Annotated in this window: 12 protein-coding genes; 11 read left to right on the top strand and 1 reads right to left on the bottom strand. The window is 66.5% G+C overall.

Translation table 11 applies throughout. The features are described 5' to 3' along the window. The first annotated feature begins 5 nt into the window (after window positions 1-5). The 9 genes from DD559_RS08680 to DD559_RS08640 all read left to right on the top strand — a co-directional run bounded on the left by DD559_RS08680 (window position 6) and on the right by DD559_RS08640 (window position 10,936). Window positions 6-683 (top strand): DUF4178 domain-containing protein, encoded by a 678-nt coding sequence (locus DD559_RS08680; protein ID WP_116468821.1) that lies wholly within the window; start codon window positions 6-8, stop codon window positions 681-683. Next, window positions 673-2,004, top strand: a complete 1,332-nt coding sequence (locus DD559_RS08675; RefSeq protein WP_116468820.1) for a DUF4178 domain-containing protein — start codon at window positions 673-675, stop codon at window positions 2,002-2,004. The genes DD559_RS08680 and DD559_RS08675 overlap by 11 nt, the downstream gene beginning before the upstream one ends. Further along, complete coding sequence (locus DD559_RS08670) at window positions 2,004-2,186, top strand: hypothetical protein (RefSeq protein WP_116468819.1); 183 nt, start codon at window positions 2,004-2,006, stop codon at window positions 2,184-2,186. The genes DD559_RS08675 and DD559_RS08670 overlap by 1 nt, the downstream gene beginning before the upstream one ends. An 11-nt stretch (window positions 2,187-2,197) precedes the next feature. Beyond that, window positions 2,198-2,410: a DUF350 domain-containing protein gene (locus DD559_RS08665; RefSeq protein ID WP_010543246.1), complete on the top strand. Its 213-nt coding sequence runs from the start codon at window positions 2,198-2,200 to the stop codon at window positions 2,408-2,410. After that, window positions 2,403-3,950: a polyamine aminopropyltransferase gene (locus DD559_RS08660; protein WP_116468818.1), complete on the top strand. Its 1,548-nt coding sequence runs from the start codon at window positions 2,403-2,405 to the stop codon at window positions 3,948-3,950. Before DD559_RS08665 ends, DD559_RS08660 begins: the two co-directional genes overlap by 8 nt. Continuing rightward, a complete protein-coding gene (locus tag DD559_RS08655; RefSeq protein WP_116468817.1) occupies window positions 3,940-5,553 on the top strand; it encodes an FAD-dependent oxidoreductase in 1,614 nt (537 codons plus the stop codon). Before DD559_RS08660 ends, DD559_RS08655 begins: the two co-directional genes overlap by 11 nt. Continuing rightward, on the top strand, window positions 5,550-5,888 hold the full coding sequence (gene speD, locus DD559_RS08650) for an adenosylmethionine decarboxylase (RefSeq protein ID WP_116468816.1): 339 nt from the start codon (window positions 5,550-5,552) through the stop codon (window positions 5,886-5,888). Before DD559_RS08655 ends, speD begins: the two co-directional genes overlap by 4 nt. Before the next feature lie 312 nt (window positions 5,889-6,200). Next, window positions 6,201-10,217 carry a Pls/PosA family non-ribosomal peptide synthetase gene (locus DD559_RS08645; protein WP_116468815.1) on the top strand — a complete coding sequence of 1,339 codons (4,017 nt, stop codon included), beginning with the start codon at window positions 6,201-6,203 and terminating at the stop codon, window positions 10,215-10,217. Further along, window positions 10,214-10,936, top strand: coding sequence for a 4'-phosphopantetheinyl transferase superfamily protein (locus DD559_RS08640; RefSeq protein WP_116468814.1), 723 nt, complete (start codon window positions 10,214-10,216; stop codon window positions 10,934-10,936). Before DD559_RS08645 ends, DD559_RS08640 begins: the two co-directional genes overlap by 4 nt. A gap of 160 nt (window positions 10,937-11,096) precedes the next feature. Here the strand turns inward: DD559_RS08640 and DD559_RS08635 are convergent, their stop codons facing one another. Next, entirely contained in the window at window positions 11,097-11,876 is a 780-nt protein-coding gene (locus DD559_RS08635) for a class I SAM-dependent methyltransferase (RefSeq protein ID WP_116468813.1), read from the bottom strand. A gap of 87 nt (window positions 11,877-11,963) precedes the next feature. Here DD559_RS08635 and DD559_RS08630 point away from each other — a divergent pair, with 87 nt between their 5' ends. Both DD559_RS08630 and DD559_RS08625 read left to right on the top strand, forming a co-directional pair. Beyond that, complete coding sequence (locus DD559_RS08630) at window positions 11,964-12,395, top strand: Rrf2 family transcriptional regulator (RefSeq protein WP_116470810.1); 432 nt, start codon at window positions 11,964-11,966, stop codon at window positions 12,393-12,395. A 174-nt stretch (window positions 12,396-12,569) separates the two neighbouring features. Further along, window positions 12,570-14,045 (top strand): MFS transporter, encoded by a 1,476-nt coding sequence (locus DD559_RS08625; protein ID WP_240610179.1) that lies wholly within the window; start codon window positions 12,570-12,572, stop codon window positions 14,043-14,045. Window positions 14,046-14,646: the final 601 nt, after the last annotated feature.

Raw genomic sequence — 14,646 nt, 5'->3', positions numbered from 1 at the left:
CCGCGATGAGCCTGCATCTTCCCTGTCCCCATTGCGGCGCCGATGTCGTCTTCCGCTCGCCGGCGCTGCCCAGCCGCGTGTGCGACAGCTGCCGCAGCATGCTGGTGCGCAGCGATGAAGGGATCGCCCAGTTCGGCATCGCGGCCGTGCTGCCGTTCGACGTCAGCCCGGTGCAGATCGGCATGCGCGGCATCGCCGACGGCGCGTCGTTCGAAGTGATCGGTCGTGTGCGCTGGAGCTGGACCGATGGCGCCTGGAACGAATGGCTGCTGCTGTTCGACGACGACGGCAGCACCGCCTGGCTGGGCGAGGCAATGGGCCAGTTCATGCTGCTGCGCGAGCGCCCGTTCCGTGAGGTCCGTTCGAAGACACTGACGGAGATGGCAAAGGGAGGTACCGCGAAGATCGGGCAGAAGGTGGAACTGCTCGGCCGCAAGCTTGTGATCGCCGATGCCCGCCAGGCGCTTTGTGTCACTGCCGAGGGAGAACTGCCTTTCACCGCCACCAGCGGTTGGCAGGTCTATAATGTCGATCTGCGCGGGCGCGAGGGCGAATGCGTCAGCCTTCAGCGTGATGGTAAGGATGTGAGCTTCTATCAGGGGCGGTACGTCACGCTCGCCGAATTGGCGCCGCGTGGCCTGCGCGCCATCGAAGGATGGGCGTTGCCCGATTATGCAGCCTGAGGCCTCGCTTTCTCCACCGCCCGCACCGGCGGTGCGCGCGCTTTCCTGCCCGAACTGCGGCGGCACGGTGGAACTGCGCGCAGCGGGCTATACCGTCCATGTCGGCTGCCAATATTGCGGCTCGATCCTCGATGCCACCGACGGGCTGGCGAAGCTGGTCATCAAGGCGCAGACGGCGCTTGCTTATCCGGAAATCCCGCTCGGCACGCGGGGCACGCTGTTCGACGTCGAATGGGAGGCGATCGGTTATCTCCAGCGCTCGCAGAACGGCGCGTATCGCTGGGACGAGTATCTCCTGTTCAATCCCTATCACGGCTATCGCTGGCTGGTGAACGCGCGGGGCGGCTGGAGCTTCGGCACGATGCTGACGCGCGTGCCGACAATGCAGACCTTCAGCACCTATGCACTCGAGGGAACGAGCTACACGCGCTTCTTCCGTGGGGATGCCCAGGTCGACAGGGTCGTCGGCGAATTCTACTGGCGCGTCGCGGTGGGCGAGACGGTGAAGACGGGCGACTGGGTACGCCCCGGCTTCATGCTGTCGCGCGAGGCCAATGATCGCGAGATCAGCTGGACGATCAACCAGTGGCTGCCCGAACGCGACGTGGTCGCCGCATTCGGCGTCACCCCTGCGGCCAAGGTCTGGCCGCCCCTGCCGCACCAGCCCTCCCCCTGGGGCGCATGGCTCGGCAAGGGCGCGAGGATCGGCGGCATCGCGCTTGCCTTCCTGCTGCTCGTCTCGCTCCTGCTGAGCGGCACGCGCTGGCTTGCCTCCGAGGCCCTGCCGGTTGCGGTCGACGGCCGCGAGCAAAGCGCCACGATCGGTCCCGTGCACCTGGTTAGCCGCTGGCAGCGGGTGCGCGTGCGCACCACCGTCCCGCGGCTGGAAAATGGCTGGGTCGATCTCGACTACAGCCTGATCGATCGCCGCAACCAGCAGGTCTATGCCGCGTCGGGCGCCGCCGAGCGCTACGAGGGCGTGGATTCGGACGGTCCCTGGACCGAGGGTTCGCGCGATTCCGACGTCTCGATCGCAGGCGTGCCGGCCGGCGACTATGATCTGATCGTCGAGTACAAGGGCAACCGCTGGAGCCAGAACGACACAGCCTATCCCGACGGCGGCTGGATGGAGCCGACCAATGCGCCGCAGATCGTGGTCGAACTGGGCACGGGCACGCTGTACGCCGGCAACTTCCTGCTCGCGCTGCTCCTGATCGCGTTTCCCTGGTTCGTCGGGCTGATGCTTCACCTCCGGTTCGAGAAGGCGCGCAAGGAGCAGAGCGATTTCGCACCGGCAGCGTCCGGGGACGGAGACGATTGATGGACACCCGCAGCTTTCTCTACGCGCTCTGGTCGATCGTCGTGCTGGGGCTGTTCCTGCTCGCGGCGGTCTATGGCTGGTCGCCCTTTGCCGAGGGGGGCCGCAGCCGCACCAGCTATGCTTATGGCGGCAGCGGCGGTCATGGCGGGCATGGCGGCTTTTACGGCCCGAACCACAAATAGGAGGACGCTTCATGGTCACTACCCTTCCAGCGCTGCTCGCGACGCTGCTCTATGCCGTGGTCGGCATCCTCGTCTTCGTGATCGGCTTCGTCGTGCTCGACCTGCTGACCCCGGGGAAGCTGTGGGAAGAGATCCGCGACAAGCAGAATGTCGCCGTCGCCATCTTCTCCGGCGCGGTCGCGATCGGGCTCGCGATCATCGTCGCCGCCGCCATCCATGGCTGAAGGCGACGCCGCCGGCCCCAAGACCCGCGCGTCGGCACCCGCTGCCGCGCTGCTTGCCTCTGCCTTCGTCGTTTCCACCTGCGGGCTGATCTACGAACTGCTCGCCAGCACGCTGGCCAGCTATCTGCTCGGCGACAGCGTCACCCAATTCTCGACCGTGATCGGCACCTATCTGTTCGCGATGGGGCTGGGCAGCTGGTGCTCGCGCTATGTAACCCGCGACGAACTGCGGCTGTTCATTCGCGTCGAGCTGCTGATCGCGGTGCTGGGCGGTGCCTCGGCGGCGGCGCTGTTCGTGCTGTTCCCACTGGTCGAGCATTTCCGGGTGGCGCTGTACGGGCTGGTGCTCGGCATCGGCTTCCTCGTCGGGCTCGAGATCCCGCTGCTGATCCGCATCCTGCGCGGCTTCGATTTCCGCGAGACGGTGTCGAACGTGCTGACCTTCGACTATGTCGGCGCGCTGGTCGCCAGCCTGTTGTTCCCGCTGCTGCTGATGCCGCACCTCGGCATGATCCGCACCGGCTTCCTGTTCGGCATCCTCAACGCCGGCGTCGCGCTCGCGGTGCTGCTGGCGCTGCCGCGGGCGAGCCGGTACCGCAGCGAGACCGTCTCCGCCGTGCTCGTGCTGCTGGCGCTCGCCGCCGGCTTTGTCGCCTCGGACCGGTTGCAGCGCTGGGCCGAAGTGGGCAGTTATGGCGAACCGGTGATCTATGCGGTCAGCACCAAATATCAGCGCATCGTGCTCACCCGCCGCGAGGACGATCTGCGCCTGTATCTGAACGGCAATCTGCAATTTTCGTCACGCGACGAATATCGCTACCACGAGGCGCTGGTGCAGCCGGTGCTGGGGCGGGTGCAAAACCCGCGCAACGTGCTGATCTTCGGCGGTGGCGACGGGCTCGCCGCACGTGAGGTCTTGCGGCATCCGGAAGTACGGCACTTGACCCTGGTCGATCTCGACGATGAGATGACTGCGCTGTTCTCCAAGACGGCGATGCTCACGGCGCTCAACAAGGGCGCGCTGACCGATCCCCGCATCACTGTGATCAATGCCGATGGCTTTCGCTGGGCGCGCGAAGCCGCCGCGACGCGCGCCGGATCGTTCGACGCGATCATCGTCGATTTCCCCGATCCGGTCGATTACTCGGTGGGCAAGCTCTACACCGAGACCTTCTACCGCGCCGCGCGACGGCTGATGGCGCCCGCTGGCGCGATGGTGGTGCAGAGCACCTCTCCGCTGGTCGCCCCGATGGCGTATTGGACGGTCGCGACGACGCTGGAGGCGGCCGGGCTCCAGACGCGCGGCTATCACGTCTATGTGCCGAGCTTTGGCGAATGGGGCTTCGTGCTCGCGGCGGCGCAGGCGATCCCGGATCGCGCGCGCATTCTGCCGGGCGGCCGCTTCCTGACGCCGGCGGGAGATGGCCAGCTGTTCGATTTCCCCCCCGACATGGCACGTCGCCCGACACCGGTGAATCGGCTCGACAACCAGGTACTGGTCCGCGAATTCGCGAATGCCTGGAGCCGCTATGAAGGCTGATCGGCGGACGCTTCTGGGCCTGGGGGCTGGCGCCGTCGCAATCGGCGGGGGCGGGTTCGCCGCCACGCTGGGAGGCACGGAAGCGCTGCCGCCGGGCGGCTTGGGCGGCACCGATCTGGCGCGCGGACACCGGCTGCGCGACGGCGGCTTTCCCGCGCCGAGCCGCTTCGAGGATGTCGATGTGGTGATCGCCGGCGGCGGCATCGCCGGCCTTTCTGCTGGCTGGCGTCTGCAGGACGCAGGCTTCACGCGGTTTCGCGTCCTGGAGCTGGAGGACGAAGCGGGCGGCAATGCCCGTGGTGGCCGCAATCCGGTCTCCGCCTATCCGCTCGGCGCGCATTATCTGCCGGTCCCGAACCGGGAGGCGAAGGCCGTGCGGCACCTGCTCCGGCAGCTCGGGGTGATCACCGGCGATCGCGACGGCGTGCCGGTCTATGATCCGGAGCAGCTTTGTGCCGATCTGCAGGAGCGGCTGTTCTGGCAGGGACGATGGCAGGAAGGCCTGGTGCCGCGTACCGGCCTCAGTGCGCAGGACCGCGCCGATCTAGCCGCCTTTGAGCAGACGATGTCCGCCTATTCCCGGCGGACCGGCAGCGACGGGAAGCCCGCCTTCGCCGTTCCCAGGGCCTATAGCTCGCAGGATGCCGATCTGCTGGCGCTGGACCGGCTCGATTTCGTCGCCTGGCTCGATCGGCAGGGCTGGCGATCGCCCGTCTTGCGAGCGCATGTCCGCTATGCGATGCGCGACGATTACGGCACCGAACCGCAGCATGTGTCGGCCTGGGCGGGTGTGCATTATTTCGCCGGTCGGCGCGGTTGGACCGTCGATGGTGCAGGCGACAACGAATTGACCTGGCCCGAAGGCAATGCCCGGCTCGTACGCGGCCTTGCCGGCTTTTGTCGGGATCGAATCGCAACCGGCCATATCGTCCATGCGGTGCGCCGCGACGGGGAGGGCGTGCAGATCGACAGCTTCGACGTCGCCGCAAACGCCACCACCCGTATCCGCGCGCGGGCAGCGATCCTGGCCATGCCGCATTTCGTGGCGGCGCGCATCTGCCCGGCCGCCGTCGGCGGGGCAGGGGCGTTCAGCTACGCGCCGTGGCTGGTCGCCAACGTCACGGTCGATCGGTTGCCGGGTGGGCGCGGCGTGCCGCTCGCGTGGGATAATGTGTCGAGCACCAGCGACTCGCTGGGCTATGTCGTCGCCACCCACCAGACGCCGGACGCGTTTCCGATGGCGACCGTGCTCACCTGGTATCTGCCGCTATCGGATATGCCTCCGTCGGCTGCGCGGCGGTTGCTCCTGCAGCGGACGGCGGACACGTGGAAGCAAATCGTGCGCGACGATCTTCTCGCCATGAATCCGGATCTGGAAGGCGCGATCCGCAGCATCGAGCTGTGGCGCTGGGGCCATGCGATGATCCGGCCGACGCCGGGCTTTCTCGATCGCGGCGAGGCGGTCCGCCCAGCGCCGCCGCTGTTTCTCGCCCATTCCGATCTGAGCGGCCTGTCGCTGTTCGAGGAGGCGCAGTATCAGGGGGTCCGCGCCGCCGAGGGGGCGATGGCATTTCTCCATCATCCGCATGAAAGCCTGTTGTGATCGGCCACCACCTCATCGCCGATCTCCGTGATGCGCAACGGCTGGCCGATGCGGCGCACATCGAAGCGTGCCTGATCGCTGCCGCCGCGGCGGCCGGGGCGACCCTGCTGGAGGTGCGACTGCACAGTTTCGGCGTGGGCCAGGGCGTGACCGGCGTTGCGCTGCTGGCGGAATCGCACATCTCGATCCACACTTGGCCCGAATATGGAACGGCCTGTATCGATATTTTCCTGTGTGCGAAGACGCATGATCTGCAGGCTGGTCTCGACACGATCCTTGCATGGCTGGACGCGAGGATCGCGCGAAGCACCGTGGTGGAGCGGACCTTTGGCTGAAGGCAGACACAAGGGGGGCGCGATGGGGGAGCGACGGCTTCATGGCAGGCCTCTTCGCGCGGGGAGAAGGGAGTGGGGGCGCGTGCGGCGAGTACGCGGCCGCCGGCCTTACGCCGCAATCTGTGTCGAATGTTCGCGTAGTGGCACGGTTATGGGGAGCCATCCCGTGTCGGTTGGGGTGCAGTCGCACGATATGAGGTGTAGGTTGAACGTTGTGAATCGGGGCTGTCTCCGCGAGCGGGGGATCGAAGGCGATCCCTTGGCCCGACGGACGGGCGCAGAAGGCGGGCGCGACTTGGGCGAGGGCCTGTGATGGAACAAGCCGTTCCCGGGACGCACGACGCGCCAACGGTCTTCTCGCCCATCACGCCGTCGCCCGCGTTGCGGGAAGACGAGCCGTACAGCCGGGACGAACTGCTCCACGAGATCTTCGACCTCACCTGCCGCGAGCATGGCTGGCGCTGCGGGGTTCGCTTGCTCGGCGACGACCCGGAACACAGCCGGCGCACGGCGCTCAGCTATGTCGAACTGCGCGACCGGGCCCTGCGCTTCGCTCACCAGCTGCGCGAGATGGGTGTACGGCGCGGCGACCGCGTCGTCCTCTGCCTGCCGCGCGGGCTGGATCAATATATGGCGATCCTGGGCGTGCTCTGGGCGGGAGCCTGCTACGTGCCGGTCGACTGGACGTACCCGCAGGATCGTATCGACTTCATCGTCGAGGATAGCGGCGCCGTGCTTGTCGTCACCGAAAGCACGCGCGCGGCCGAGATGGCGGTGCGGGTGCTCGCCGTCGATACCGCGCTGGGCGATCTCGCTGCACGCGAGGCGTTGCCGCTTGGTCGCGCCGAGACCGGCGGCACGCCCGACGACCTCGCCTATATCATCTACACTTCGGGCACGACCGGTCGCCCCAAAGGGGTGATGATCACCCATCGCAATGCCTGCCATCTGATCCGCTCCGAATGCGCGATCCTGGCACTCGATCCGCAGGACAAGGTGTTCGGCGGCTTCAGCCTGGCGTTCGACATGTCGGTGGAGACGATGTGGAGCGCCTTCTTCGTCGGCGCCGAACTGTTGGTCGCCAACGAAGCGCTGGCCAAGGCTGGGCCGGACATGGCCGAGGTGCTCGCCGCCGAGCAGGTGACGATCTGGCACGTCGTGCCGTCGCTGCTGACGCTGGTGGAGACCGAGATGCCGGCGCTGCGGCTGCTCAACCTCGGCGGCGAAGCCTGTCCGCCGGATCTGGTGGATCGATGGGCGCGGCCAGGCCTGCGCATCCTGAACACCTATGGCCCGACCGAGACGACGGTCACCGCGACATGGACCGAGGTCCAGCCGGGCCGCCGCGTCACCATCGGTCGGCCGCTTCCCGGCTATACGGCCTGGATCGTCGACGAGAAGTTGTGGCCGGTGCCGGCAGGCGCCGAGGGCGAGCTGGTGATCGGTGGCCCGGGCGTCGGCGGCGGCTACGTCAATCGTCCCGACCTTACGGCGGAAAAGTTCGTCCAGACCCCGTTCCGGGGCCCGGACGGGCAGACTGCGAAAATCTATCGCTCAGGCGATCTTGTCCGGCTCGACGCGGTTGGCGACATCGAATTCATCGGCCGGATCGATACGCAGGTGAAAATTCGCGGCTTCCGCGTCGAGCTTGGGGAGATCGAGGCGGTGATCGCCGACGATCCCGCCATTGCCCAGGCCGTGGTACACCTGTTTCGTGACGATGACGGTGCCGAGTTCCTCGCGGGATTTCTCGTTGCGCGAAGCGGTGCCGCGGTCGATTTGGAAGCGGTGCGCGCCCGCGTCCGCGAGCGACTGCCCAATTATATGCGGCCCGCCGGCTATCAGCTGCTCGATGCGCTTCCCACCTTGCCGGCCTCGGGAAAGGTCGACCGCAAGGCGCTGCTCCGTCCAGTGCTCGCCCCCATTAGCGAACGCGAGACCGTTCCGCCCGCCACGCCGCTGGAAGCGCAGCTCCACGCCGTCTGGGCAGAAGCGTTCGCGCCGCAGAAGGTGTCGGTGCTCGACGATCTGTTTGAGGAGCTGGGCGGCCATTCGCTCAAGGCCGCGCGGCTCGTCTCGGCGATCCGCAAGACGCCAGGCCTCGCCGGCATCTCGATCCAGGATCTCTACGCCGCCTCCAATATCCGTGCGCTGGCCGAACGGCTGAAGGACAAGGTGGCGGGCGACATCGGCGCAGATCAACCCTTCCACCACACGCCGGCCGTGACCCGCTGGCTTTGCTGGATCGCCCAGACGATCGCGCTGGTGCCGATCTATGCGATCGCCGGGCTGCAATGGTTCTTCCCCTATGTCGCCTATGTCCATCTGTCGGGGGACCTTGACCGGGTGCCCGCGCTTCTGGTCAGCGGTCTCAGCTTCCTCGCCATTCCGCCATTGGCGATGGTCGCTTCGATCGTCGTCAAATGGCTGGTGATCGGCCGCTTCCGCGCGGGCGATTATCCGCTTTGGGGCAGCTATTATTTCCGCTGGTGGTTCGTCCGCCGGTTCTCGGAGGTGATCGCAACGCCCTATCTGGCGGGCACGCCGATGATCCGCGCCTATTACCGCCTGTTGGGGGCGAAGGTGGGCAAGCGCGCCTTTATCGGCCGCGGCAATATCGATGCGGCGGACCTCGTCTCGATCGGGGAAGACGCGGTGGTCAGCGATTATGCGATGCTCGCCACCACCTCGGTCGAGCGCGGGCTGCTGCGGATCGGCTCGGCGACGATCGGCGCCGGCGCGTTCCTCGGCTCGATGGCGGTGGTCGGGCGCAACTGCGCGCTCGGCGAGGGCGCCGCGCTGGAGGATCTGTCGGCGCTGCCGGTGGGTACCGCCATCCCCGCCGGCGAGCGCTGGAGCGGATCGCCGGCCCGCTCAATCGCGACCAACATTCCGCGCCAGAAGGATGACAAGGCCGGCCCGGTCCGTCGGCTGCTCACCGGCATCGCATTGACCCTCGGCGCGCTGATCCTGCCGATCATCGCGATCCTGCCGATTGCGCCGGGGCTCATATGGATGATCGAGATCGATTGGAATACCGAGAGTTACAGCTACCTGCTGATCTCGCCGCTGCTCGCCGTCACCTATGTGCTGCTGATGTGCGTGCTGACCGTCGCGGCCAAACGGCTGATCCTCGGTCGGGTGGGACCGGGACGATATTCGATCCACAGCTGGTTCTATGTCCGCTTCTGGTTCGTCCAGCAGGTGAACGATCTGGCGCTGCGACTGCTGCACCCGATCTACGCGACGCTGTACGTGGTTCCCTGGTATCGCGCGCTCGGCGTGAAGGTGGGGCGGCGCGCGGAGATATCGACCGCGGCGGCGATCGTGCCCGATCTCGTGGATGTGGGGCCGGAAAGCTTTATCGCCGATGCGGTGCTGTTCGGTGCCGCCCGGGTGGAGCCCGGTGCGATCCAGCTGGCGCATACGAAGATCGGTCGCCGCTCGTTCATCGGTAATTCCGCGCTGCTGCCGGCGGGCGCCACGATCGGTGACGGCGTCCTGATCGGTGTGCTATCGAAGCCGCCCGAGGATGGTCGCGCAGCCGATCCCGACGGCACCTGGTTCGGCTCGCCGCCGATCTCGCTGCCGGTTCGACAGACGGTGGGTCTGTTCGACGAAGGCGCGCGGTTCAATCCCAGCAAACGGCTGATCGCCACCCGGCTGTCGATCGAAGCGATCCGCGTGACGCTGTCGCTCACGCTGTTCGTTGCCTTCTTCAGCCTGTTGCTCTCGATCGTCAGCGAGCTCGACGACCTGCGGGGCGGCGGGCACTGGATCATCGTCACCTTCCCGTTCCTCTATGTCGGCTTCGCCCTGGCCTGCGGCTTTTCGGTCGTGCTGCTGAAATGGCTGGTGATGGGGCGCTACAAGCCGACCACCCAGCCGCTGTGGAGTACCTTTGTCTGGCGGACAGAACTGGTGACGGCGACCTATGAGAATCTCGCCGTGCCCAATTTGCTCGAACCGCTGCGCGGCACACCCTGGCTTGCCGCCTATCTGCGCCTGCTCGGCTGCAAGATCGGCAAGCGCTGCTATATCGACACCACCGATGTGACCGAGCAGGACCTGGTGCGGATCGGCGACGATGTCGCGCTCAACGACTTTGCCGGCCTCCAGACCCATCTGTTCGAAGATCGAGTGATGAAGGTCAGCGGGGTGACCGTGGGGGATCGCGCGACAATCGGTTCCTATGCGATCGTCCTCTACGATGCCGAGATCGGCGCGGACGTGCAGCTGGGCGACCTGTCGGTGGTGATGAAGGGGGAAACCCTGCCAGCCGGCACCTCGTGGGAAGGCTCGCCTGCGCAGTTCACCGGCGGCACATGATCTCACCGGTCTGGTTGGGAGGGGCGGCGCACCTCCAGCTGTCCAACGTGGAAGGCGCTCCGGTGGCCTGGTATGGGTCACTGGAGGATCCGGCGTCCACCGATATGCTATCGCAAGCCGCGGCACGGCCAGAGGATCTGCTCGACTTCGCCAATCGCCCGGGTGCGGAGCTTCGAATCCTGCGCAGAAGGCTGACGCGCCTCTTGTTGAGCCGGCTCGCCGGGGTGCACCCTGGGGATATTCGCTTCCGCAGAACCGATTTGGGGGCGGTCGAGATTGTCGAACCGGCGGGTTGGTATGTGAGCGTAGCGGGCAGAGCGGCCCAGTTTCTGGTCGGTGCTGGGCGTGTGCCGATCGGTGTTGATCTTGAGATCCTGGTTGATGAGCCGCTGCCCTTCGATCACTTGTCGGATGCCGAAAGGAAGTACCTGGCGACGTCTTCAGATACAGAATGGACCATGTGCTGGGCGGCTAAAGAGGCGCATTGCAAACGGTTGGGTATCGCGTCGGAAGCAGATCCTGCATTGGTGACGGCACTTCCCGACAGCGGAGGTGCTTGGAAAGTACTTACAGGGTCTGTCGAGTCCCTGTGCCATTTTCACTGGATCGGCGATACTGCTTTGGCGGTCGCGCTCGAGGGGGATAATCTATCGGCGCGATCGGCAGCGCCCTTGCGAGTAGCGGAGGCCACGCGCCATGGACTGGGGGGAGGCGCATAATGCCGCCGGCACCAAGCGGCTGGAGGTCGATCCGCGATATCAGATCCTGTACGACGCAGCCCTCACCATCGCCGGCGCGGAGGATCGGACTCCTGCGCCGAGTTTCCTGAACGGCGCGATCCACGCGTCTAGATGCCGATGGCGACCGGACGGTTCGCGCTCAGCGCCTGGCGACACCGATGAGCGCGGTCGAAGGGATAGGCAGGATCGCACGGTCGCCCGCCATGTCTCGCACCTCGGCGAGGACGGCGGCTTTCTCCGCATCGGTCAGGCTGATCCACTCGGGGGACATGCCGAACAAGGTATCGGGTTCGGCCAGCGCGCCGATATCGAGCGCATAGTCATGGGTAACATGTTCGATCTGCGGATCATGGTAGCCGGCGGCGATCAGTTCGCGCGCGAAATCGCTCGGATCGCTAAGTGCTTGGACCGCATCCGGCATGGTCATGCCTCCGCGCTCGGGGAACAGCTTGCGACGAATCTGGCCGAGCAGCAGGAAAGTCGCCGCACCGCGATCTTGCCAGGTTGCGATCACGCCATGGCCGCCGGCTCGCGTCACCCTCGCCATCTCGGAAAGGCCCTTGCGCCAGTCGGGAAACATGATGACGCCAAAGATCGAGAAGACCGCATCGAAGCTGCCGTCTTCCAGGGACAAGGCCTGTCCATCCATGACGCGTGCTTCGACATTGGGCAGGTTCGCCGCCGAGATGCGTGCCACCATGCCAGGGGAAAAGTCGGTCGCGAGCACCTGCGCACCGGTGCGTGCTGCGGTCAGCGCCAGCGCGCCGGTACCGGCCGCGACGTCCAGCACGCGGCTTTCGGGCGTCAGCGCTACCCGCGTCAGCGCCATCTCGGCATATTGGACGGTAAATGGATGTGCCGTTTCTTCATAATGCTGGGCGGCTTGGTCCCAGTGGTCGGGATTCTCATACGCAGGCATATTCGACGCTCCTCGTATCACGTAACATTAAAAGTATCGTGTATGGGCGCCCTTGCCAAGCCTTATGGTTCCATGAAGGATCACGTCGTGCGTAACGATAGTCGCCTTTCGCGAATGCTCCATGTGCTGCTCCACATGGCGCGGCATGAGGGGCCGATGACCTCCGATGCGATTGCCCGCATGTTGGGCACGAACCCGGTCGTCGTCCGGCGGACGATGGCCGGCCTGCGGGACGCGGGATATGTACGCTCGGAAAAGGGCCATGGCGGCGGCTGGGTGATCGCGAAGCCCTTGGAGAAGGTGTCCTTGCTGGACGTCCATCGCGCGGTCGGCGGCCCCCGCCTGTTCGCTATCGGCCCCGAAAACCCCAAGGCCGACTGCGCGGTCGAAAGGGCGGTCAACACCGCGCTGGAGGGCGTGCTCCGCGACGCCGAGGCGTTGCTGCTAGCGCGCTTGGGGGCTGTCAGTCTTGCCGAACTGGCGCGCGATTTCGACGCATATTGCGATGCGGCCGACTAGGGCTGGCGTTTCCCGGTTCGACGTACCGGCCTTCCCGCTTGCGCGCAGGACCGGCGCGGGGGGGACGTCTGTCCACTTCCGGGTGCCAGCCGGTTCGTTAAACTGACATGATCGGCCCTTAGAGGTCGTCGCGCAACGTCGGCAGGATGCCCGCCGCCTCCTTTTGCACGAAAGATGCCACCAATCGATAACATCGCCGCAGAGAGCCGGATGCTGGCCTACGCTTCCGGCAATTTCGGCAAGGCGCTGGTGTTCAGCGGTGCCGATCTGACGATCTTGTTCCTGCTGACCGACGTTCTGGGGATAGAGGGCACCAGGGCGGCGGGGCTGATGCTGTTCGCGGTGCTCGGCGACCTGGTGTTCGACCTGCTTGCCGCCCGGCTGGTGCTGCGCTGGCGAGCGGCGGGGCGCGGTTATCGCTGGACGGTCGCTTTTGCGGCACTTCCCTGCGGTGCGGCGTTCGCGCTGATCTATGCGATGCCGGCGCTGGAGTTGCGTCGTGCCTGGATGGTGGCGGTGGCGATCCTCGTCTTTCGCGGTGCCTATGCGGTGGTCGATGTTCCGCATAACGCGCTGATGGCACAGGTCAGTCGCGACAGCCGCGCGCGCGGCCGCGTCTCGGGCTATCGGTTGCTGTTCAGTACCGCAAGCGCGCTGGCGATTGCGGGCGTGCTCACGCCGCTGATGCAGCAGGCCGGGCATGCGCGTCACTTCGGGGCGCTTGCGCTGACCGGGATCGGTGCGGGGAGCGCCTTTGCACTGACGATGCTACTCTGCGTCTGGGCGTGTGGCGGGCAACGGGCCCCCACCTCCGCGCTCCGCGGCGATCGCATCGCCGTGCCGCTCCGCGACTCGATGGTGCTGGGGATGGGGGCGCTGGCGCTGCTCACCGGCTTCGCCATGCCGTGCTTCGGTCGGATGCTGATGTATCTGGGGACCTATGTGTTCCAGCGGCCGGGCGCAGTAACCTTGCTGCTCGGGGCGATGACCGTCGGGCAATTCGGTGGCGTGCTCGCCTGGACCGCGCTGACGCACCGATTCGGCAAGAGCCAGCTGCTCGCCGCTGGACATGCGGTGAGTGCGATCGGCCTGCTGTGCTTCGCGCTCTGCACGGCGTGGCCGGCGGGGCAGATGGCGGGCGCGGTGCTGATCGGCTTCGGCTTTGCGAGCGTCTTCATGCTGCCCTGGGGCCTGCTCGCCGATGCGGTCGACGTCGTCGAGTGGCGGCATGGCCGGCGCTACGAGACGGGGCTGTTTGCCTTCTATCTTGTCCTGGTGAAAGCGAGCGGCGCGGCATCAACCGCGATGATCGGCTGGGTGCTGGGCGCGTTGGGCTACATCCCTGGCGCGGTGCAGCCGAGCGGCGTTCGGATCGGCATGCTTGGCCTTGGGCTCGGCGTGCCGCTGGCCGGCGCGCTGCTGGCGATACTGCTGCTGCGTCGCTTTACGCTCGGCCATGCAGAGCATGCGCGGCTGCTGCGCGCGTTCGCCCGGCGTCAGGCGGGCGCGGAGCCCGTTTCGGGATCGAACTTCGGATTGGAGAAGTCGAGCGGCGACGGGGCCAGCTTGGCCGGTGGCACTGCGCTTTCCGCCCAGGCGCGGCAGAGCATGTCGCGGAGCATCGCCGCACCCGCTGCAGTACGCTCATAGATCAGCGCGCGCACGTCCTTGTCGGCGGCGTTGGCGAAGCCGTCGCGCTTCTCGAGCTGGTAGACGCGTTCCAGATGGGTGCCAGACTGGTCGAGAAACCCGAGCATCGCCGTGAACATGTCGCCCTGCTGGTGCGCTGGAGCGCCGATCCGCGGCGCGATGTCCGCTGCCGTCAGCCCCATGGCATCGACGAAGCGGCTTTCGAAGCGGCCATGGATGCTGCGGTCGCGGGTATAGCCGTTCGGATTGGCGCCGAGCCAGCCATCGGAGTGGATTGAGACATGCAGCGGCTGCGCGCCGTCGCCGATATAATGGCCGAGGCGTATCGCCTGGAACGCGCAATGCTGCTCGGGCACGGCCGCATCGCCGCCGCTCGCCTGCGCCGCGCGGATCGCGCGCATGCAGACGATCAGCCGCTCATAGGCTTCCATCGCCGCATAGGGCAGCGTCCCGGTCCAGCGCACATTGGTGCGCGCGGCGGTGGCGGGATCGCTGTCCTTGATCGCCTCGTAGCGCTTGTAGAGCGCGATGACGAAGGCGTAGCGCGAGCGCGGGATCGGCTTGAGGAAGGCGAACTGCTCGCGGAACCAGCCATGGTTGG

Source organism: Sphingomonas pokkalii, from assembly GCF_003096275.1.
GTDB lineage: Bacteria > Pseudomonadota > Alphaproteobacteria > Sphingomonadales > Sphingomonadaceae > Sphingomonas > Sphingomonas pokkalii.
Note: the sequence above shows the minus strand (reverse complement) of the source record. Positions and strands in the feature narration are given on the sequence as shown.

What these genes read in the sequence shown, in the direction of transcription:
- DD559_RS08670 (WP_116468819.1), top strand. Translation starts at nt 2,004, where the DNA reads ATGGACACCCGCAGCTTTCTCTACGCGCTCTGGTCGATCGTCGTGCTG.
- DD559_RS08665 (WP_010543246.1), top strand. Translation starts at nt 2,198, where the DNA reads ATGGTCACTACCCTTCCAGCGCTGCTCGCGACGCTGCTCTATGCCGTG.
- DD559_RS08655 (WP_116468817.1), top strand. Translation starts at nt 3,940, where the DNA reads ATGAAGGCTGATCGGCGGACGCTTCTGGGCCTGGGGGCTGGCGCCGTC.
- DD559_RS08645 (WP_116468815.1), top strand. Translation starts at nt 6,201, where the DNA reads ATGGAACAAGCCGTTCCCGGGACGCACGACGCGCCAACGGTCTTCTCG.
- DD559_RS08625 (WP_240610179.1), top strand. Translation starts at nt 12,570, where the DNA reads ATGCCACCAATCGATAACATCGCCGCAGAGAGCCGGATGCTGGCCTAC.
- DD559_RS08680 (WP_116468821.1), top strand. Translation starts at nt 6, where the DNA reads ATGAGCCTGCATCTTCCCTGTCCCCATTGCGGCGCCGATGTCGTCTTC.
- DD559_RS08675 (WP_116468820.1), top strand. Translation starts at nt 673, where the DNA reads ATGCAGCCTGAGGCCTCGCTTTCTCCACCGCCCGCACCGGCGGTGCGC.
- DD559_RS08635 (WP_116468813.1), bottom strand. Translation starts at nt 11,876, where the DNA reads ATGCCTGCGTATGAGAATCCCGACCACTGGGACCAAGCCGCCCAGCAT.
- DD559_RS08640 (WP_116468814.1), top strand. Translation starts at nt 10,214, where the DNA reads ATGATCTCACCGGTCTGGTTGGGAGGGGCGGCGCACCTCCAGCTGTCC.
- DD559_RS08660 (WP_116468818.1), top strand. Translation starts at nt 2,403, where the DNA reads ATGGCTGAAGGCGACGCCGCCGGCCCCAAGACCCGCGCGTCGGCACCC.